This window comes from Pyxidicoccus sp. M15, from assembly GCF_056858435.1.
On the sequence record NZ_CM166495.1, the window covers coordinates 3,762,050 to 3,781,500 of the forward strand.

Here is a 19,451-nt window from a genome sequence, read left to right on the forward strand (position 1 = left end):
CGCTCCAGTAGAACCCACCGCCAACCCCGCGAAATTCCGAGGTTGTGGGCCTGACTGGTCGCTGTGGGGACGGGACGGTGGGTGTGGGGAGTACCGGACCCGGCGTGGCCGCCCGAAGGCGACCTGGCCGGGGGCGTCCGGACGGCGAGCTAGCCGTTGTCGCCGGTAGGGGAGGCGGGCGGCTTGGGCTTGCGGGGGTCCGCGTCGCGGGCCCGGCCCCAGCTTCCGTCCTTGAAGATGCGGACGCCGCGGCTGCCCCCGCCGCCGATCATCCCGGGGATGGTGGCCTGGACGGCCTTGGCCCCCGGCGGCTGGTACACGACGCGCACCTTGCGGGCGGACGGAATCGCGGGGCTGGTGGCGTCCATGAGGAGGTAGACCGTCTTGTCGTCCACGTGGAGCCGCTCGGTGTCCTGGCGGTGGTTGAGCTCGGCGAGCAATTCGCCGTCATCCGCGGAGCGCGCGTCGTTGGCGAGCAGGCGGACCTTCACGCGCAGCCAGGTCTCCGGCGGGGTGCCGTCCTCGTCCGCGGCCTCGCGGACGCCCTGGATGACGATGGCCACGTCGGCGCCGTTGGCGGGGCCGGGTTGCGTCAGTTGCAGGCCCGTCTGCTTGCTGGAGTCCGTGTCCAGCAGGAGGGTGGCGTTGGCGCAGCGGTTCTTGCAGGCCTCGCCCCAGGGCTCGCGGTCGAAGCGCAGGCGCATGGCGAAGTCGCTGCCCTGGGGGCCGACGGTGGCGTCGACGATGACGGGCCGCTCGCCATCCGGCGGGGCGGTGTAGCGGAAGGTCGGCTTCTCCTTCGCCGCGACGCTGGTGCTGGCGAGCAGGGTGCAGACGAGCAGCGGCAGCGGGCGCTTCACGGGGGGGACCTCCTCGGGAGCCGGGGGGCGTATTCAAGTGGGAAGGGGACCGCGGCATCAAGTCCCGACGTTAGAGTGGGCGGGTGGAGGAGGAACGCGATGCGCAATCCGTATGTGCGGCAGCTCAAGCTCGGGCCCATGGACAACTTCGTGTACCTGGTGGGGCCGGCCCACTCGAACGAGGTGCTGGTGGTGGACCCGGCGTGGGACGTGGAGGCGATTGAACGGGTGGTGCAGGAGGAGGGGAAGCGGCTCGTCGGCGCCTTCGTCTCGCACTGTCACTTCGACCACATCAACGGGCTGCCAGATTTGCTGACGCGGCATGACGTGCCCGTGTACGCGCAGCGCGAGGAGCTGGAGTTCTCCGCCGAGCTGCGTGAGCTGGGTGACGCGCTGCGTCCGGTGGGGCCGGGGGACGTGGTGAAGGTGGGGCCGGAGGACTTCCAGGCGCTGCACACGCCGGGGCACACGCCGGGCTCGCACTGCCTGCTGGCGGGGGACGCGCTGGTGTCCGGGGACACGGTGTTCATCAACGGCTGCGGCCGGTGCGACATGAGCGGCGGCAACCCGGAGGAGATGTACCGCTCGCTGTCCCAGGTGCTCCTGAAGGTGCCGGACACCGCGAAGCTGTGGCCGGGGCACGACTACGCGGACGTGCCGGTGACGTCCATGGCCGAGGTGCGCAAGAAGAACCCGTACTTCGCTTTCGACGACGTGGCGTCGTTCGTGGCGTTCCGGATGCGGCCGAGGAAGTAGCGCCCGGCGCCCGGGGGGACTCCCCGGGCGCGTGGGGCCTTCGCGACGTCAGGCGAACAGGTTCTCGATGGAGAGGTAGCGCTCGCCGGTGTCGTAGTTGAACGTCAGCACGCGGCTGCCGTCCGGCACCTCCGCCAGCTTGCGCTGCACGGCCGCGAGCGACGCGCCCGAGGAGATGCCGAGGAAGATGCCCTCCTCCTTCGCGGCCCGCCGCGCGTAGTCGAAGGCCTCCTCCTCGGGAATCTGGATGATGCCGTCGAGCACCTCGGTGCGGAGGATTTTCGGGATGAAGCCCGCGCCGATGCCCTGGATGGGGTGCGGGCCCGGCTGGCCGCCGCTGAGCACCGGGGACTTCACCGGCTCCACGGCGAAGACCTTCAGCTTCGGGAAGCGGTCCTTGAGCACCTCGGCCACGCCGGTGATGTGGCCGCCCGTGCCCACGCCCGTAATCAGGTAGTCGAGGCCCTCGGGGAAGTCCTGGAGGATTTCGCGCGCGGTGGTGCGCTTGTGCACCTCCACGTTGGCGGCGTTCTCGAACTGCTGCGGCATCCACGCGTGGGGCGTCTGCGCCACCAATTCCTGCGCCCTGGCAATCGCGCCCTTCATGCCCTGCGCGCGCGGGGTGAGCTCCAGCTTGGCGCCGTAGGCCGCCATGAGCCGGCGCCGCTCGATGCTCATCGACTCGGGCATGACGAGGGTGAGCGGATAGCCCTTCACCGCGGCGACCACGGCCAGGCCGATGCCCGTGTTGCCGGAGGTCGGCTCGATGATGACGCTCTCCTTCGTGAGCACGCCGCGGGACTCGGCGTCCTCAATCATCGACAGGGCGATGCGGTCCTTGATGCTGCCGCCCGGGTTGGCGCGCTCCAGCTTCACCCACACCTCCACGCGCGGGGAGAAGAGGCGGTTGAGCCGCACGTGCGGGGTGTTGCCGATGGTCTGCAGGATGTTGGCTGCCTTCATGGGGTCTGCCTCCAGGTGGGAAGGGACAACGGGGACGTGAAAATGGAAGCGGCCCGACACCTCTTTGGAGGGCGGGCCGCGCGAGCGACGGGAGAGATTTCAGGAACGCTCTACGCGCTCTCCCAGTGCTCGGGGCCCGCCAGACAGCAGCAGGCACACGCCACGCGGCAGCAGCAGCAGCACTGAGCGCCAGTCGTGGGGAGCGGGAGCGACATTCACCTGGAACTATGGGCGCCCGGGCTGCCGGCCGTCAATCCGTTCCGCCGGGAAGGGGCCAGTCAATCCGCCCTCCCGGTGCCTGATTCCGGGCGCAGTGCCGCGCCCCGCCTCTCGCGCCCACCTTCCCCTCACGGGGCCCCCTGGGGAGGCCCCGGTGCTCGGGCGCGCGGGTGCGGCGGAATGGAAGCTCCGTTCCACCTGCACCGTGGTCGCCAGGAAGGGATTCGCCGCCATGTTGACGCCGACCGGCATGTTGGCGCCCACCGAGGTGCACATCCGTGCCGAGCCCCTGACGTGCTTCGCGCCGCTGCTCGGCGAGGTGGGCTGGCAGTTGCTTCAAACGCGCGTCGAGCAGGCCCGGGCCCGCATGGCGGGCCGCACCCTCTGGAACGTGAACTCCACCGCCCGGGGCGGGGGCGTGGCGGAGATGCTCCCCCGGCTGCTCGCCTACGCGCGCGGGGCGGGCGTGGACGCGCGGTGGATGGTGCTGGAGGGCACGCCGGACTTCTTCCGGGTGACGAAGCGGCTGCACCACGCGCTGCACGGCTCTCGCGGGGACGGCTCGTCGCTGGGGGCCGTCGAGCGCGCCCTCTACGACGAGGTGCTGCGCGACAACGCGGAGGAGTTGCTCGCGCTGGTGCGGCCCGGGGACGTGGTGCTGCTGCACGACCCGCAGACCGCGGGCCTCGCGCCCGCGTGCGCGGCGGTGGGGGCCCACGTGGTGTGGCGCTGCCACGTGGGCTGCGACACGCCCAACGAGGAGGTGGCGCGCGCCTGGGAGTTCCTCGCCCCGGGGCTCTCCGCCGCGCGGCTCGCCATCTTCTCCCGCGCGTCCTACGTGCCGCCGCAGTGCGCGGACCGCGCGCTCATCGTCCGGCCCTCCATCGACATCTTCGCGGTGAAGAACCAGCCCCTGGCGCCGGACGTCGCGCGCGCCATCCTCGCCCATGCGGGGCTGCTGCGGGAGGAGCCCGGCGCGCCCGAGCCCCTCTTCACCCGGGGCGACGGGCTGCCGGCCCGGGTGGCGCGCGGGGCGGACATCGTGCGGCTGGGCTGCGCGCCGGCGGGGGACACGCCGCTGGTGGTGCAGGTGGGGCGGTGGGACCCGCTGAAGGACCCCGCGGGCGTGCTGCGGGGCTTCGCGCTGCTCGCGCGCGCCGCTCCGGGCCTGCGCGCGGACCTGGTCCTCGCCGGCCCCGCGGTGACGTCCGTCGCGGATGACCCCGAGGCGGCGTCCACGCTCAACGACGTCATCGCGCTGTGGCGGCAGCAGCCGCACTCGGTCCGCCAGCGCGTGCACCTGGCGTGTCTGCCCATGCGGGATTTGGAGGAGAACGCCGCCATCGTCAACGCGCTCCAGCGCCACGCGGCGGTGGTGGTGCAGAAGAGCCTGCAGGAGGGCTTCGGGCTCACCGTCACCGAGGCGATGTGGAAGGAGCGCCCCGTGGTGGCCAGCGCGGTGGGCGGCATCCAGGACCAGGTCGTCGACGGGGTGAATGGCCTGCTGGTGCAGGACGCGGGTGACTTGTCGGGGTTCGCCGGCGCGGTGCGCAGGCTGCTGTGTGACGGCGAGCTGGCGGCGCGCCTGGGAACACGGGCCCATCAGGACGTGCTCGCCCAGTACACGGGCCCCCGTCACCTCACCGACCTCTCACGCCTCCTGGAGCGGCTGGACGTGCACCCCGAGAGCGCCGGTGTTGCCTCCCTGACGCATTGAGGTCCATGCCGTCTGAGCTGGCATTTGCGCAGGGCTGTTGGAAAAAGCCTCACTCGGTTCTGTAATTGTGCACGTCTGTTGTGGGTTGCTCGGGGGGCTTGTTTGGCGAGGTATGCTTCTCAGGTGCCCCACGGTGGGGTGCACTGCCCGGAGGAGTCCGAGATGAAGAAGAACCTGATCGCCGCGAGCGTGTTTCTGTTCGGTCTGGGAATCGGAGGCGCGGCGGCCGCTGCGTCCAGCGTTGCTTCGGTAACTGCCACTCCTGGCATCACGGAGGAAATGGCCCGGTGTGTCTCTGACTGTGAGGCCGCTGGCGGTTCCCACACCGTGTGTTGGAATTGCTGCGTGCGGAACATCTGCGCGGATTTCTGAGTCCCTGTCGCCGCGCCCGCCCGCGGATTCATATCCGCGGGTGGGTGCGTCGTCCGTGCCGCGGACGCGCCCTTCGACGACTTCGGCTACACCCGCCGCGCCCGCGCGCCCACGGACGGCATCTGCAGGCCCCTGGGCTTCGCGTGCATGGACCAGTAGGCGGCCACGCCCAGCAGTCCCACGGCCAGCAAGGTCCACAGCACGGCCCACACCAGCGCGGGCACCCACGTCAGGTCCGCCAGCAGCGCCGCATCGCTCTGCGAGCGCACCGCGCTGTTCCACAGGTCATCCCGCAGGTCGAACACGGCGTAGAGCGCGGTGAACGCCGCGATGAACAGGTTCAGCACGTCCACCGCGCCGTCGGGCAGGAACTTCGCGCCCAGTCCCATTGCCAGCGCCGTGCCCAGGCAGAACGCCAGCGTGAAGCCGTCCCCCGCGTAGAACACGCCCATCAAAGTGAGCCAGACGCACGCCGCGCCCAGCACCCAGCGCCGCAGCTGGAAGCGGAACGTGGCCAGCAGCAGCCCCGCGCCCGCCACCGCGCTGCCCAGGTAGCCGCCCGAGTAGACGGCCACCTTCGCCAGGAAGCCCGGAGGCAGGCGGGACAGGCAGGAGCCGGACTCGTTGGCCGCCAGGTGGATGCGGTCCACCGAGCCCCCCACGAGCAGCGTGGCCAGCGCATGCCCGCTCTCGTGCATCATCACCACCAGCACCTTCAGCGGCCAGAAGACGGGCGAGTACCAGAAGTACCATCCCACCCCCAGCATCAGGACGAGGAGGGCCAACCGGCCGAAATCAAGCTGTGCTCCGCTGGCGGTCCTCATTGCGCGCACCCCTCCCGTGGGACACCCCAACACATAAGCCCGGTCCCTGTTCCTGGAAAATCCCTGCCGCAAGGCGTTGAAGAAAGGGGGGTCGCGTGCGGGCGCCGGACGGGGTAGGGAAGAGGCACCATGAAGAAGACGCTTCTCCTCCTGTCGCTCGTGGCTGCCCCGGCCCTGGCCGGTGAAGGCAAGTGGACTCCCCAGCAGGTCCTGGAGCTGGACCCCGCGTGGCTTCGCGCCCAGGGTCTCCAGGTGCCTCCCAAGAAGCTATGGGACCCCCAGCGTGGTACCGGCCTGCTCGCGGGCGCGGTCAACGTCGGGGGCTGCACCGGCGCCTTCATTGCCTCCTCCGGCCTCGTCATCACCAACCACCACTGTGCCTTCGGCGTCATCCAGGAGCACAGCACCCCGAAGCGCGACCTCATCACCGACGGCTTCCTCGCGTCCAAGCGCGAGGACGAGCTGCCCGGCAAGGGCTCTCGCGTGCAGGTGCCGCGCAGCTTCAAGGACGTCACGAAGGACGTGCTCGCCGCGGTGCCCGCCGGCGCGGACGACCTCGCGCGCTACAACGCCATCGAGCGCAAGCAGAAGGAGCTGGTCGCCGAGTGCGAGAAGCGCCCCGCCACCCGCTGCCAGGTGGCGACGTTCGACGGCGGCCTCAACTACACGCTGGTGGACGCGGTGGAGCTGTCCGACGTGCGGCTCGTCTACGCCCCGCCCCGCGCGGTGGGTGAGTACGGCGGCGAGGAGGACAACTGGATGTGGCCGCGCCACACCGGTGACTTCGCCATCCTCCGCGCGTACACCGCGCCGGACGGGACGTCCGCCCCCTACAGCGACAAGAACGTCCCCTACAAGGCGGAGTTCTTCTTCCCCCTGGCCACCGAGGGCGTGAAGCCCAACGACTTCGTCATGGTGCTGGGCTACCCGGGCCGCACCTACCGCGCGCTGCTCGCCGAGGAGATGGCGTCGCGCCAGTCGCGCGTCTACCCGCGCATGCGCGACGTGTTCGGCGAGGCCATCCGTATCCTCGAGGAGGAGGGCGCGAAGGACGCCGCCGGGAAGATTGCCGTCGCCTCGCAGCTCAAGAGCCTGCACAACGTCTACAAGAACGCGGGCGGCCAGCTCGAGGGGCTCAAGCGCGGCCGCATCGTGGAGAAGCAGCACGCGGCGGAGGCCGCGGTGGCCGCCTGGGCGAAGAAGGGCGGCGCGAAGTGGGCGGAGGCGCTCAAGGCGCGCGACGCGCTGCTGGCCGAGGAGGCCGCCAACGCGAAGGTGTTCGAGCGCGAGTTCCTCCTGGGCTCCATGATGCGCCTGGCGCGCGGCCCGGCGCTGGCGGTCACGCTGTCCCGCCTCGCCGCGGAGCACGCGAAGCCGGACCTGGAGCGCCGTCCGGAGTACATGGACCGCGAGCTGCCGCGCCTCAAGGACCGGCTGGAGCGCGAGCAGAAGAACCTCTTCCCCACCGCGGACAAGCGCCTGCTGCTGGCCTTCGTCCGGCGCGCGCAGGCGCTGGGCCCGGACGAGCGCATCGCCGCCGTGGACGCGCACTTCGGCAAGACGTTCTCCGAGAAGGACGCCGCCGCGAAGATTGATGCCATGTACGCCGGCACCAAGGTGCTGACGCTCGCGGAGCGCATGAAGATGGCGGGCGAGACGGTGGCGCAGCTCCAGGGCCGCAAGGACCCGCTGCTCGCCTTCGGCCTGGACCTGGCGAAGGAGCTGACCGCGCTGGACGAGGTGGAGGACCGCCGCGAGGGCGCCACGCTGCGCCTGCGGCCGGAGTGGCGCAAGGCCGTGCTGGCCCACGCGGGCAAGCCGGTGGCCCCGGACGCCAACGGCACCCTGCGCGTGTCCTTCGCGAAGGTGCAGGGCTACTCGCCGCGCGACGGCGCCGTGTACACGCCGCAGACGACGCTGTCGGGCATGCTGGCCAAGCACACCGGCGAGGAGCCCTTCGACGTGCCGGAGAAGTTCTCCAAGACGGCCGAGGCGAAGCGCTACGGCAACTGGATGGACCCGCGCCTGAAGGACGTGCCGGTGGACTTCCTGTCGGACGCGGACACCACGGGCGGCAACTCGGGCAGCCCCACCGTGAATGGCAAGGGCCAGCTCGTCGGTGTGAATTTCGACCGCGTCTGGGAGAACGTGGCCAACGACTTCGGCTACAACCCGGACGTGGCCCGCAACGTCAGCGTGGACGTGCGCTACATCCTCTGGACGCTGGACCAGGTGGAGGACGCGGACGCGCTGCTGCGCGAGCTGGGCGTGCGCAAGGGCCCGCCCGTGGTGCGGGAGTCGCGCTGATGGCGGACGCGGAGAGCGGCTCGCTGCCCCTGCCCGTCTTCAAGCCGGACGAGCGGGTGTGCGCCAACTGCAAGCTGTTCAGCCCGCACTCCGTCGAGGAGCGGCGGGGCTGGGTGGGGACGTGCCGCCTGCACTCGTGGCGCGGCATGTTTCCGCCCTCCGCTCCCATCTGCGACAAGTACGTGCCCAAGGGGAGCGCCGCGCCCCTGCCGACGGCGGTCTCCTCGCGCGAGCGCTCCGTGCGCAGCGTGGCGCCGGTGGTGGTGCGGCGCCGCGTGGACCCTCAAGAAGAAGTGGACCTGGAAGGGCTGAGCATGACGCGTGAAGAGCTGATGGAAATCTTCCGGGAGGCGTCCGGCATGGGTGAGGCGCCGCCCCTGGCCAACAAGTGGGAGGGCGGCACGCTGCGGCTCGTCCCCGGCAACCCGGAGCTCCAGGCCCGGGACCTGCCCATCGACAACCTGTTCCACAAGGTCGTCATGGTGCGAGACAGGCTGCGGGTGCTGGAGCAGAAGCTCAACGCGCACCCCAAGCTGTCGGACGCGGAGAAGGTGGAGATGCAGAGCTACATCACCCGCGTCTACGGCTCGCTCACCAGCTTCAACGTCCTCTTCAAGGACAAGTCGGACCAGTTCGTCGGCGCCAAGGGCGACGAGTAGCCACGCCCGGCCGGGCCGCGGAAGGCGCTTCCCGCGGCCCGGACCGGTGCCTCAGGGCACCAGGTTGAAGTGGTAGTTCTGCCCGTACGCCGAGTCCCACGTCACGCACGAGGTGCGGTCCCAGTTGCGGAACCACAATTCCAGGTGGTTCGCGGTGGCCGGCGCGGCGATGACGGCCGGCACCTGCTCGCGGCCGAAGCTGCCCACCACCTGCGTCAGCGGCGCCGCCTGCACGCTGCCCCCGTCGAAGCGGTACTGCGCCTCCACGCCCCACGTCTGGGCGCCGTTGTACGTCTGGCGGCACGAGGGCAGCCGGGTGATGTCGTAGTCCACCACCACGTTGCCGCCCTTCTTCAGCGTCCCGTAGACGGTGGTCGTCCAGGTGCCGCTGAAGACGATGCGCGGGCTGCCCACGTCGAAGCGGAAGTTGTTGCCGTAGTTCGAGTCCCACGCACTGCAGCCCCACATGCTGGAAATCTGGAACCACAGCGCCAGGCTGCCGTCCTCGGGCAGGTCCAGCACGGCCTCCGGTGACTGGCCGGGGAACGACGGCCGCCCGCCGGCGAAGAAGCTGCCCACCGTGCCGTCGTTGAGCTGGTAGTAGCCGGTGACGGCCCAGCCCGGGCCGCCGTCGTTGGCGTTGCCGCGGCAGTCCGGCAGCCGGTCCGTGTCATAGACAATCTTCACCTGCCCGCCGGGCACCAGCGGCGCGGACTGGACGACGCTCCAGTTGAGCGCGCCGTCGTTGAAGGTGAGGGTGGGGATGGACGTCTGGGCCACCGCCGCCGTGCCGAGGAGCAGCAGCGGGAGCAGGTACAGGGAGGTGCGACGCATGAAGCGAGACTCCTGGGGAAGCAGGGGTGCGGGCCCGTCCGGGAGCCCCCCGGGCCGGGAGGGCGGGAAGGCCCGGCTTCCCACTGCGGGCCCTCCGGCTCCTTGCTTAGCAGGAGGGGCCCACTTCACGTGGCGTCAGGGCTGCTGGCCCCGGGCCTCCATGAGCGTCAGCGCGCGCTGCCGGGCGCGGTGCAGGGTGCTCTTCACCGTGCCCTCGGGGATGCGCAGGAGGCGCGCAATCTCCGGGTAGCTCAGGCCGCGCACCTCGCGCAGGTAGAGCACCTGGCGCTGCTGCTCGTTGATGTCGTCCAGGGCCTCGCCGAAGTGGCGCTCCATCTCCGCGCCCACCGCGAGCAGCTCGGGGGACAGCGGCTCCTGGGGCTCATGGCTCAGCCGCTCGCGGCGCTTGCGCGCGCGCAGCCAGTTGATGCTGCTGTTCACCATGACCCTGTGCAGCCACGTGGTCCACGCGGCCCGGCCACCGAAGCCCGGGGCCCTGCGGGCCAGCCGGGCGAAGACGTCCTGCACCACGTCCTCGGCGTCGTCGGTGTCGCCGACGATGCGCCGGGCAATGGCCAGCGCGCGGGGACGGTGCTCCAGGTAGAGCTGCGAGAGAGGAGGGAGCGAGATGAAGGCGGCGTGCATGACGGGTGGTCTCCTGGAACACCCCGGGTGGGGACTGCCAGGAGTGGGAACGCACCAGCCGCCAGAAAGGTCTATCGCCCCGCCGGAAAAGGGCTTCTTCACCCCGCGTGTCGGAAGGCCGACACGCACACCTCCCTGGGGCGCGACACGCGCCTCCCCGCAGGGCTACTCCTGCTCGTCCTGCTTCGTCAGGCCCCAGTCCTTCAGCCGCTTGAAGAGGGTGGAGCGCGCCACGCCCAGCTCGCGCGCCACGCGCTCGCGGTTGTTGTTGCAGCGCTTCAGCGCGGCTTCAACAATCTGCCGCTCCAGCTTCTCCAGCATCTGCTCCAGCGTCATGCCGGGCGGAATCTCCGGCACGGAGATGCCCGTGTCGCGGTTCAGCTCCTGGTCGAAGGACACGTCGCTCGCGTCGATGACGGGCCCCTTGCGCAGCAGCAGCGCGCGGTGCACCACGTTGCGCAGCTCGCGGATGTTGCCCGGCCACGCGTGCTGCTGCAGCCGCTCCAGGGCCGCCGGGGTGAAGCGCAGGGCCTGCCCGCGCGGCGCATAGGTGCGCAGGAAGTGCTCGGCCAGCATGGGCAGGTCGCCCTTGCGGCTGCGCAGCGGCGGCAGGTGCAGGGGAATGACGCAGAGCCGGTAGTACAAGTCCTCACGGAAGCGGCCCTCGCGCGCGGCCGCGAGCAAATCCCGGTTGGTGGCCGCCACCACCCGCACGTCCACCTGCAGCGGGCGGCTGGCGCCCACGCGCTTGATTTCCCCGCCCTCCAGCGCGCGCAGCAGCTTGGCCTGCAAGTCCAGCGGCAGCTCGCCAATCTCGTCGAGGAAGAGCGTGCCCCCGTCCGCCTCCTCGAAGGCGCCCTTGCGCGCGGTGGCCGCGCCGGTGAAGGAGCCCTTCTCGTGGCCGAACAGCTCGCTCTCGATGAGCTCCTTGGAGATGGCCGCGCAGTTGACGGGGATGAGCGGCCGGTTGGCCCGCTGCGAGCAGCCGTGGATGGCGCGCGCCACCAGCTCCTTGCCCGTGCCGGACTCGCCCAGCACCGTCACCGCCGCGGACGACGGCGCCACGCGCTCAATCAGCTCCGCCAGCTGCCGCACCGACGGGTCCGAGCCGATGATGCCGTGGAAGTCCGCCACCTCCTTGCGTGCCGCCGAGGCCGCGGGCTCGAGCACCAGCTCCGTCTCGCCCACGCGCAGCACGGTGGGCAGCGGCACCTCCGCCTCGAAGACGCGCACCGGGCCCAGCCAGGTGCCGTTGGTGGAGCGCAGGTCCACGACGTGGAAGGCGCCGTCGCGCCGGCTCACCTTGAGGTGCCGGCTGGACGCGAAGCGGTCGGTGAGCACCAAATCACACGCGGCATCCTTGCCCGCGGTGAAGCCCTCGCCCGTGAAGCGGTGCACGGACTCGTTGAGCCCCTGCTTCACGCGCACCTGCGCCGGCTGCCAGCGCGCGGCCTTCGCGTCCGGGGCCTGCACGGACGTGGTGTGCCCCACCTCGGTGGTGACGTCCGCGCCGTCGCCGCCTGCGCGCAGGCGGAACACCGCGCGCCACTGGCCCAGCGCCAGGTCCGCGCCGTCGGGCAGCTCACCCCGGGTGACGGATTGCCCGGCGACGGTGGTGCCCTTGCCGGACAAGTCCTCCACCTGGCAGCGCTCGCCATCCCACAGGAGGGCCACCTGCTGGCGGCTCACCTCCGGGTCGGGGATGGCGACGTCGCTCTGCTCGCCGCGACCGAGCACCAGCCGGGCCCGGTCCACCGCCACCCTCAACACCTCCTCGCCACGACGAAAGAACACCAGCTCCGGCATCCCAGCCCCTCCCGACAGGTCGGTAGGCCTGGGGCTTTACACGGCGGGTGCCCCCCTTTCAACCCCACGCCCCGGGTAGGGCGCGGGGCCGGGCGGACACTACCGGCGGGGCAGGAAGGTGGGCCGGTTGAGGAAGCCGGCGAGGCGCGCGGCGCGGAAGCTGGGGTCCTTCTTGTCCGGCGGGAGGATGGTGACACCCGCGCCGATGAGGCCCAGGCGCTTCTGGAAGTCGGGGTCCAGCTTGATGTTCACGTCCATGCCCGGCTCGCTGTACTCCAGCTTCTTACCCAGCTTCAGCGTGCCGGTGGCCAGCGCCTCCAGGTCCTCGCTCTTGAGGCGCAGCGTCTGCACGGTGCCCAGCCCCTTCTCGAACTGGATGCGGCCGGTGAGCGCGCCCAGCGCGACGCGCGGCAAATCCATGGGCACCGCCTGGCCGCCGCCCATGGGCAGCGACACCTTGCCGCTCTTGATGACCAGCCCCTGGGTGTCCAGCGTCAGCTCGCCGTCCGCCTGGGACAGGTCCGCGTCCGCGCTGCTCTTGCCCTTGGGCAGCGTCAGCGAGAGGGCGCCGTTGATTTCGCCCTCCATGTCCATGCCGGTGAAGGCCGGCAGGTTGCCGCCGGACGCCTTCAGCCCGTCCGCCTCCGCGCGCACCTTCACGTCACCCAGGCCACCGACGGACGCGGTCAGCGTGCCGCCCATGACGCTGGCGCGCACCGCCACGCCGGGCGGGAAGAGGGTGGGGCGCACCGCCACCGAGTCGAACAGCAGCGGCTCGCCCAGCTCCAGGGCGCCCGGCACGTTGCCCTCGCCGGTGGCCAGGGCCGCCACGACTTCCGCGCTCAACGGCTGCGGCGGCTTGCTCACGCGCACCTGGGTGGCGGTGACGCCCGCCAGCCCCGGACGCAGCGAGCCGATGCGCACGGCGAGCCCCGCCTGCGCCGCCTCCGTGACGATGCGGCCACGGATGGCGTCGTACGGGAAGGTGATGAACAGGCCGAGGACGAAGGCCACCACCGCGAACGCGGCGTAGCCGAGGAAGACCTTCCAGCGAGCGGGCTTGGTTTCAGGAGGCATGGGCTATTGCTTCATCCGGTAGGTGGCGACGGTGGTCCACGCCGCCAGCGTGTCCGAGGCGGGCCTCGGCTCGATGCGCAGGTACTTCACCTTCACCACGCCCGGCCCGCTCTCCACCGTGCGAAGGAAGTCCGTCAGCTTGCGCAGGTCCACGTCCGTGAAGTTCAGCTCCACGGTGCTCTCGATGATCTTCCCGTCACCCACGCCCACGTCTCCCTTGGGCGTCATGTTGGGAGCCTGGAGGCCGGCCGCCGTGGCCTTGTCCTCGATGTAGCTGATGAGCTGCACGTTGCTGGACGTGAGCTGCTGCTCCACGGACTGCCGGGCCGCCTGCGCCTCGCGGAAGCTGGCCGCGAGCGCCTGCACCTCCTGCAGCTTCGCCAGCTTGTCCTGCGTGCGCTTGCGGTAGCCGGACGCGCTGTTGGCGAAGCCCACCAGCACCGCGAAGAGGATGAACACCAGCAGCGCCGCGCCGGCGATGGACACCATGCGCCGCTCGCGGTCGCTCAGCCGCTCGAACCACGTCGTCACCGGCGCGAAGACCTCGGAAACCTTTGCCATGACTAGCTCTCCCCGCCCATGTCACCCGGGCACTGGACCTGGACGTCCAGCCGGAACGTCACCTTCGTCCCGTCGCGCGTGCGCTCCACCTTGCCCTGCCTCACGTCCTTGAAGCAGGCGTGGCCCTTGAGCGCGTTGGACAGGGTGTCCACCATCTTCGAGGAGTCCGTCTCCCCCTGGAGGATGACCCGGTCCAGGTCGATTTGAATCCGGTCGAACTTCACCGGGACGCTCTCCGGCACCCGCTGCGTCACCTCCGCGAGCAGGTTGACCGCCGTGATTTGGGGCAGCGCCGCCGCGGGGCTCTCCACGCCCTTGAGCATGCTGAGCGCCCGGTTGTAGTCCTTCTCGCACTTGCCGAGGATGCGCTGGGTGGTGTCACACAGCACGGCATCCACCTGCGCCTCGCGGCGCGACAGCACCGAGTTGCGCACCACGCCGAAGGCGATGAGGAGCAGGAGGAGCGTGGCCGCGAACGAGGCCAGCAACCCCAGCTTGTCCTTCATGTAGTCGAAGTCGCCCTTGAAGCCGAGGTCGCCCCGACGGAAGTTGAAGCGAGGCGCCTTCGCCCCCGTCGCGTTGCCCCGCAGCGCCAGCGCGTACGCCTGGGCCGCCGCCGGCTGCGTCGCCGCGGGGATGGCCTCCGCCGCGTCCGCGGGCAGCGCCAGCACCCGCACGGGCAGGTTCAGGTCCCGGGAGAGCTGCTCGGCCAGGCCGGGCATGCGCGCGGTGCCGCCGCACAGCACCACCGCGCCCACCTGCTGGCGGGTGCGGGCGGTGAAGGCCTTGAGGGTGGGGCGCAGCTCGCGCAGCACCGGCTGCAGGCCGCGCACGAAGGCCGCCGCCGCGCGCTCCGCGTCCGGGCCCTGCGCCGCGCTGGCCATGGCCCCGTGCTGCTCCTTCCAGTGGTGCGCCTCCGCCAGCGACGTCTGGAACTCGGTGGCCAGCGCCTTGGACAAGTCCCGGCCACCGCCCGCGAAGGTGCGCGCGAACAGCACGCCCATGCCCGGCTTGCCGAAGGACACCGAGGTGCGCTCGTGGCCGATGTCCACCACCGCCACCGCGCCGCCCTCGCCCGTGCCCTCGAAGAGGCCCGGGTGCTGCTGGAGCAGGTTCTGGTAGGCGAGGCCCGGGTGCGTGACGATGCGCGGGTCCACCTTCAGCTCTTCGAGCAGCGCGAGGAGCGACTGCAGCTCCTCCTTGCGCACCACGCCCACCAGCAGCTCGCTGGCCTTCTCCTTGCCGTCCGTGTCCTTCAGCGCCACCACCTGGTAGTCGTAGACCACCTCGGAGATGTCGAAGGGCAGCTGGCTGCCAATCTCGAAGGGCAGCGTCGCTTCAATCTTCTTGCCGTCGGAGTAGGGCAGGCCCAGCGCGTGCGTAATCAGCGACGGGCCAGGCAGGGCGATGACGACCTGGTCGGCGTGCCCCGGCGGGAGCTGGCCGAGCAGCTCCTGCACCGCGGCGCGCAGGGTGTCCGCGCGCTCTCCCTCGGCGGCGCGCCGCACCTCGGCGAACCCCCGGACTCCGTGTCCCTTCGTCTTGGACTCCAGCACCACTCCCTTGACGGAGTGGCTGCCCAGGTCCAGGCCAAGAATGCGGGCCATGCTATTCCTCTCTCCAGTACAGGAGGCGTCCCAGCGTGTCGTCCAGCCGGACCACGGCGGTGAGCGTCTTCTGCACGCTGCCCGCCTCTCCCACGGATTTGATGGTGAACGTCTGACTCTTGTCGCCCACGAGGCGGTTGCCCGCCACGTTGGACTTCACGGCCGGGTTGATGGGGATTCCCGCCGACTCGACGACGGCGACGAAGTCCTGCACCGACATGCCGAAGAAGCTGAACATGCGCGCGGAACGGACGCGGTTGATGAGCTCGTTGAGGAACACCGGGTCCGTCAGCCGCGGGTCCGGGTGCGCCGGGTCCGCGACGGACATGATGGCCAGCCCCATCATCACCGGGTCGTCCGTGTTGATGTTGGGCCGGCGGTTGATGTCCGGGTACACCGTGAGCCTGTCGCGGAACGCGGACATGAACTGGTCATTCACCCCGTGCACCCGGTACAGCTCGTCCAGGCTGTCGAAGCGCGCGTTCTTCGGCTCGTAGGAGGGCTCGTAGCGGCTGTAGGGCGAGCCCTCGTCGGAGAAGCCGGAGGGCATGGGGTTGGTCGCGTCCACCAGGTTGATGGCCGAGCCCACCTCGTCGTCGTCCGCCCAGTCCTTGATGGCAATCACCACGTCCTGTGACGTGCTGCGGACCTTGTTCGCGTCGTCGCGCTCCCAGAGGAACTCGAAGCGCTTGTCGTTGAACATGTCCAGCATGCGCAGCATGGTGGGGTACGCGTCGCCGGCGCCAGCCATCAGGCGGTGGACGTTGAGCTTCTCCTCCTCGTCCGTAATCGTGGCGAGGAAGCAGCCCTCGAAGCCGCCGAAGGAGCGCTGCGTCATCTGCGACGCCACCTCCTGCGAGGCCGGGTCCGCTTCCGCGTCGTCCATCTTGAAGTTGGGGTCGTCCTCCGCCGGCTCCAGGGCGGACGTCTCGCCGCCCTCTTCGCTCTTCACCAGCCCCTTGAGCATGTGGCAGTCCACACGCGCCATCTTGTAGAGCTGGATGTTGAGCGACGTCGGCTGCGGCGTCTGCTGGCCGCCCTGCGGCGGAGTCCCGCCGATGCCCAGCTGCGCGAGGATGGACGCCGGGTTGGGGATGGGCGTCTGGTCCACCTGCTTCTGGAAGCGCAGGAGCAGCCGGGACAGGGCAATGCCCGAGCGCGCCATGTAGTACGCGCGCACCTCGTCCCGTTGGTTGGCCGCCAGCTGCAGGTCCACCCGGCTGTTGTACGCGAACTCGGTGGCAATCACCGTGAGGATGGCGATGGAGACGATGGCGATGATGAGCGCCACGCCCCGCTCGCGCTTGCCACCGGAGCCCGCGGGGGCCGCCGGAGCCCCCGGGGCGCCAGGCGTGCCCGGAGACGGGCGGCGGCGCCGGGGCGTCAGTCTGAAGAAGGAGCGGGGCATCAGTACCTCGGGAGCTCCGTGTTGAGCATGATTCGGGCCTGGGTGGTGTACTTCGCTTCCTTCCCGGTCTCGTCCACGGCCGTGACGGTGACGCGCACGCGGGTGGGCAGCAGGGCCTTGAGCTCCGTGCGCCGCGTGTCCCACTCGTCGTCCCACTCCTTCTTCTCCGAATTCCAGTACGCGAACTCCACGCCCTTGACGCCCTCGAAGAGGGTGTCCGTGGTGCCGCCGCGGTCCATCCGGTCATCCACGTTGGGGTTGACGCGGCGCTTGAGGTCCTGCCGCCCGCGCGCCTCGCGGTCCGTGGACGCCTCCACGAAGTACTCCACCACCGCCTGGTCGGACTCCTTCACGTCCGTGTACAGGCGCTGGTGGGAGAAGGTCGTGAACATCAGCTTGTCGCGCTCGCCCACGAAGTTGGTGGGCCGGTCATTCTGGTCCCTGAAGCGCTTGAGGTCGAAGCGGTCGCTCACGTACGCGGAGCCGATTTCGCGCCCCATGCGGTTCATGGCCACGCGCACCTGGCGGTAGCGGTCCGCGTCCGTCTCCACCGTGTCCTTGGCGGTGATTCCCGTCTGGAAGGCCATGGCCACCACCGTGCCCATCAGGGCGGTGATGGCGACGGCCACCATGACCTCCATCAGCGTGAAGCCTCGCGCGTGGCGCCTCATCACTGGGTGTTCCTCCTCGGGAAGCCGGGGATCTTGATGTTGCCCAGCGGGTTGTTGCCGCCCTGGCCCGGGACGATGCCGCCGTTGCCGGGCTGCTGGCCGGCGCCGCCGTTGCGCTGGTTGTTGAAGACGTCCTGGCGCACGAGCGGCGCGCGCGTCTGCGGGTGCAGCATGGTGCCGTTGGGGCCGGGCATGGGGTTGGGGACGATGATGCCCGTGTTCGGGTCCACCCAGTTGTTCTGCTGGCCGGGGGGCTGGTTGCCCTGCTGCTGGTTGAAGGCCGCGCCGCCGTTGCGGTCCGAGCCCGGCCCCAGGGACACCACGTGCGTCACCAGGTCGATGCTCTCCAGCTGCGTGCCTTCCTGCCAGAAGACGGTGAGGTGCACCTCGCGCACCGTCTGGGTGATCTGCTGCACCATCTGCGTGAACATGGGCTGCGCCATGCCCATGGCCGCGCCGCCCATGCCGCCCATGCCCGCGGGCTGGGGACCGCCGGAGCCGTCCTTGCCGCCGCCCGCCCCGCCGCCGCCGCCGAAGAGGCCGGCGAGGCCGGACATGGGGTCGTCGCCGCCGCCGCTGTCGCCGATGGGCAGGTTGAAGATGGCGCCGATGAGCTGGTCCGGCGTCACGCCCTCCGTCTTGGGGGCGATGATGCGCGCGCGCCACTTGAACTGGGGCCAGCCGTCGTCGGAGAAGTCACCGGACTCCTCGTCGTCGTCGTTGGAGAAGCCGTCGTCGTAGAGCTTCTGCTCCAGGTCCGTCATCTTCGAGCGGGCCAGCAGCGACGCCACGGTGAGCCGCTTGGTGTAGACGTGGTTGGCGATGGCGCCCGAGTTCAGGTCGAAGATGGCCATCAGCGCCATCGCGAGGATGGCGAGCGCCACGACGACTTCCAGCAGGGTGAAGCCCTTGTCGCGTCTCATCGCGGCACCTCCAGCGCCTCGGCCACCACCTGCACCTTGCCGGTGAGGGGTGACACGTCCAGCGTCCAGACGTTCTCTCCCTGCTTCAGGTACACGTACGCCTTCTCCGTGTAGCCCTGCGGGAAGAAGTAGAGATAGGCCACGCCGCTCTCCACCGGCTCGCGCTGCTGGCGCGTCCACACGGACACCTTCACGTCCGCCGGCAGCTCGCGCGCGGGCACCTCTTCCGACGTGTACGACGAGAAGCGGGCCGCGTTCTCCACGCGCTGCTTCTCGCCCTCCATCAGCTCCGTCGCGCTCGGCGCGTCACCGCTGGACACCATGTAGTTGCGGCGCGTCTCGCCGGGCGGGGCCTTGCCGCCCGCGCGCTGGTTGCGCTCGCGCTCGCTGTTCTCGTCGCGCAGCGCGTTGTCCCTGTCCCGCGACGTCGTCACGCCGCCCTCGGCGCACTCGGCGTGGTAGCGGGTGGGCTCCTCGGACTTCGGGTCCGGAATCTCGAACACCAGGCGGCACGTCTTGCCGCGCAGCGCGGCCGAGTCGTAGAGCGAGCGGATGAGGCCCGCCATCTCCCCCGCGGAGCCCTTCGCCTTGGCGCCGGTGATGGAGCCGATGCCCATCACCGCCGCGGAGAAGAGCATCGCGACGATGATGATGGCGATGGAGATTTCGATGAGCGTCAGGCCGCGCTGGGCCCGGTGGCGCGCGGGCGTCGGCCCGCGCCGCGTGCGGAGGTCCGCGCGGCGACGCAACGGGGTGGCTTGCGTCATGGCTGCTCCCAGTTCGCGGCCAGCGTGCCGCCGCTGCTCAGGTCCGCGTCCGGGCCCCGGCCGCCCGGCTTGCCGTCCGCCCCGTAGGAGACGACGGCGCCGCTGCTCCCATCCATCCAGTACACGTACGGGTGGCCCCAGGGGTCCACCGGCGGGCCCTCCAGCAGGCGGGCCTGGATGAGCGGGGTGAAGCCCTCTTCCCTCGAGGGGAAGCGGCCCATCAGCCGGTGGTGCGACTTGAAGAGCCCCTCCAGCTTGCGAATCTCCGCGCGGGCGCGGCGCTGCTCGCTCGTCAGCGACGGGTCATGGGTCAGCCAGACCAGGAAGAAGGCCAGGGCCGTGGCGACCGAGACGACGAGGGCCAGGACGAGCCGCCCCATCCGCTGCGGACGGTCCAGCCCTGGCGTCGAGGGCATCGGGGATGTGGTGGAGGCGTGCTCGTTCATACCCAAGGCCCTGTTCAACACGCGCGGTG

At 70.6% G+C, this 19,451-nt stretch carries 19 protein-coding genes; 5 read left to right on the forward strand and 14 right to left on the reverse strand.

Annotated features, from left to right (window positions below; all coding sequences use genetic code 11):
• Nucleotides 1-149: 149 nt before the first annotated feature.
• On the reverse strand, nt 150-860 hold the full coding sequence (locus ACX9TP_RS14160; RefSeq protein WP_482980253.1) for a hypothetical protein: 711 nt from the start codon (nt 858-860) through the stop codon (nt 150-152).
• Between the two features lie 99 nt (nt 861-959).
• Here ACX9TP_RS14160 and ACX9TP_RS14165 point away from each other — a divergent pair, with 99 nt between their 5' ends.
• Nucleotides 960-1,616 carry an MBL fold metallo-hydrolase gene (locus tag ACX9TP_RS14165; protein WP_482980254.1) on the forward strand — a complete coding sequence of 219 codons (657 nt, stop codon included), beginning with the start codon at nt 960-962 and terminating at the stop codon, nt 1,614-1,616.
• Nucleotides 1,617-1,664: 48 nt separating this feature from the next.
• Here ACX9TP_RS14165 and cysK read toward each other — a convergent pair whose 3' ends face one another.
• Nucleotides 1,665-2,579: a cysteine synthase A gene (gene cysK / locus ACX9TP_RS14170; protein ID WP_482980255.1), complete on the reverse strand. Its 915-nt coding sequence runs from the start codon at nt 2,577-2,579 to the stop codon at nt 1,665-1,667.
• A 451-nt stretch (nt 2,580-3,030) separates the two neighbouring features.
• Between cysK and ACX9TP_RS14175 the strand changes: the two genes are divergently transcribed.
• A complete protein-coding gene (locus ACX9TP_RS14175) occupies nt 3,031-4,515 on the forward strand; it encodes a glycosyltransferase (protein WP_482980256.1) in 1,485 nt (494 codons plus the stop codon).
• 162 nt (nt 4,516-4,677) lie between these two features.
• Complete coding sequence (locus ACX9TP_RS14180) at nt 4,678-4,887, forward strand: hypothetical protein (RefSeq protein ID WP_482980257.1); 210 nt, start codon at nt 4,678-4,680, stop codon at nt 4,885-4,887.
• An 86-nt stretch (nt 4,888-4,973) separates the two neighbouring features.
• Here the strand turns inward: ACX9TP_RS14180 and ACX9TP_RS14185 are convergent, their stop codons facing one another.
• Nucleotides 4,974-5,711 carry a M50 family metallopeptidase gene (locus ACX9TP_RS14185; RefSeq protein WP_482980258.1) on the reverse strand — a complete coding sequence of 246 codons (738 nt, stop codon included), beginning with the start codon at nt 5,709-5,711 and terminating at the stop codon, nt 4,974-4,976.
• A gap of 129 nt (nt 5,712-5,840) precedes the next feature.
• Here ACX9TP_RS14185 and ACX9TP_RS14190 point away from each other — a divergent pair, with 129 nt between their 5' ends.
• Complete coding sequence (locus tag ACX9TP_RS14190; RefSeq protein WP_482980259.1) at nt 5,841-8,018, forward strand: S46 family peptidase; 2,178 nt, start codon at nt 5,841-5,843, stop codon at nt 8,016-8,018.
• A complete protein-coding gene (locus ACX9TP_RS14195) occupies nt 8,018-8,677 on the forward strand; it encodes a hypothetical protein (protein WP_482980260.1) in 660 nt (219 codons plus the stop codon). The genes ACX9TP_RS14190 and ACX9TP_RS14195 overlap by 1 nt, the downstream gene beginning before the upstream one ends.
• A 51-nt stretch (nt 8,678-8,728) precedes the next feature.
• Here the strand turns inward: ACX9TP_RS14195 and ACX9TP_RS14200 are convergent, their stop codons facing one another.
• The 11 genes from ACX9TP_RS14200 to ACX9TP_RS14250 all read right to left on the reverse strand — a co-directional run bounded on the left by ACX9TP_RS14200 (nt 8,729) and on the right by ACX9TP_RS14250 (nt 19,422).
• On the reverse strand, nt 8,729-9,511 hold the full coding sequence (locus ACX9TP_RS14200; RefSeq protein WP_482980261.1) for a DUF6209 family protein: 783 nt from the start codon (nt 9,509-9,511) through the stop codon (nt 8,729-8,731).
• 135 nt (nt 9,512-9,646) lie between these two features.
• Nucleotides 9,647-10,156, reverse strand: coding sequence for an RNA polymerase sigma factor (locus ACX9TP_RS14205; RefSeq protein WP_482980262.1), 510 nt, complete (start codon nt 10,154-10,156; stop codon nt 9,647-9,649).
• A 165-nt stretch (nt 10,157-10,321) separates the two neighbouring features.
• A complete protein-coding gene (locus ACX9TP_RS14210; RefSeq protein ID WP_482980263.1) occupies nt 10,322-11,962 on the reverse strand; it encodes a sigma 54-interacting transcriptional regulator in 1,641 nt (546 codons plus the stop codon).
• Nucleotides 11,963-12,061: 99 nt separating this feature from the next.
• On the reverse strand, nt 12,062-13,039 hold the full coding sequence (gene gspN, locus ACX9TP_RS14215) for a type II secretion system protein GspN (RefSeq protein WP_482980264.1): 978 nt from the start codon (nt 13,037-13,039) through the stop codon (nt 12,062-12,064).
• Nucleotides 13,040-13,042: 3 nt separating this feature from the next.
• Nucleotides 13,043-13,600: a type II secretion system protein GspM gene (gspM, locus tag ACX9TP_RS14220; protein ID WP_482980265.1), complete on the reverse strand. Its 558-nt coding sequence runs from the start codon at nt 13,598-13,600 to the stop codon at nt 13,043-13,045.
• 2 nt (nt 13,601-13,602) lie between these two features.
• Nucleotides 13,603-15,207: a pilus assembly protein PilM gene (pilM, locus tag ACX9TP_RS14225; RefSeq protein ID WP_482980266.1), complete on the reverse strand. Its 1,605-nt coding sequence runs from the start codon at nt 15,205-15,207 to the stop codon at nt 13,603-13,605.
• A gap of 1 nt (nt 15,208) precedes the next feature.
• Nucleotides 15,209-16,615, reverse strand: a complete 1,407-nt coding sequence (locus tag ACX9TP_RS14230; protein ID WP_482980267.1) for a type II secretion system minor pseudopilin — start codon at nt 16,613-16,615, stop codon at nt 15,209-15,211.
• Nucleotides 16,615-17,286, reverse strand: coding sequence for a type II secretion system protein GspJ (locus tag ACX9TP_RS14235; RefSeq protein ID WP_482980268.1), 672 nt, complete (start codon nt 17,284-17,286; stop codon nt 16,615-16,617). The genes ACX9TP_RS14230 and ACX9TP_RS14235 overlap by 1 nt, the downstream gene beginning before the upstream one ends.
• Nucleotides 17,286-18,209 carry a type IV pilus modification PilV family protein gene (locus ACX9TP_RS14240; RefSeq protein ID WP_482980269.1) on the reverse strand — a complete coding sequence of 308 codons (924 nt, stop codon included), beginning with the start codon at nt 18,207-18,209 and terminating at the stop codon, nt 17,286-17,288. Before ACX9TP_RS14240 ends, ACX9TP_RS14235 begins: the two co-directional genes overlap by 1 nt.
• Nucleotides 18,206-18,976 carry a prepilin-type N-terminal cleavage/methylation domain-containing protein gene (locus tag ACX9TP_RS14245; protein WP_482980270.1) on the reverse strand — a complete coding sequence of 257 codons (771 nt, stop codon included), beginning with the start codon at nt 18,974-18,976 and terminating at the stop codon, nt 18,206-18,208. The genes ACX9TP_RS14240 and ACX9TP_RS14245 overlap by 4 nt, the downstream gene beginning before the upstream one ends.
• Nucleotides 18,973-19,422: a type II secretion system protein GspG gene (locus ACX9TP_RS14250; RefSeq protein WP_482980271.1), complete on the reverse strand. Its 450-nt coding sequence runs from the start codon at nt 19,420-19,422 to the stop codon at nt 18,973-18,975. The genes ACX9TP_RS14245 and ACX9TP_RS14250 overlap by 4 nt, the downstream gene beginning before the upstream one ends.
• Nucleotides 19,423-19,451: the final 29 nt, after the last annotated feature.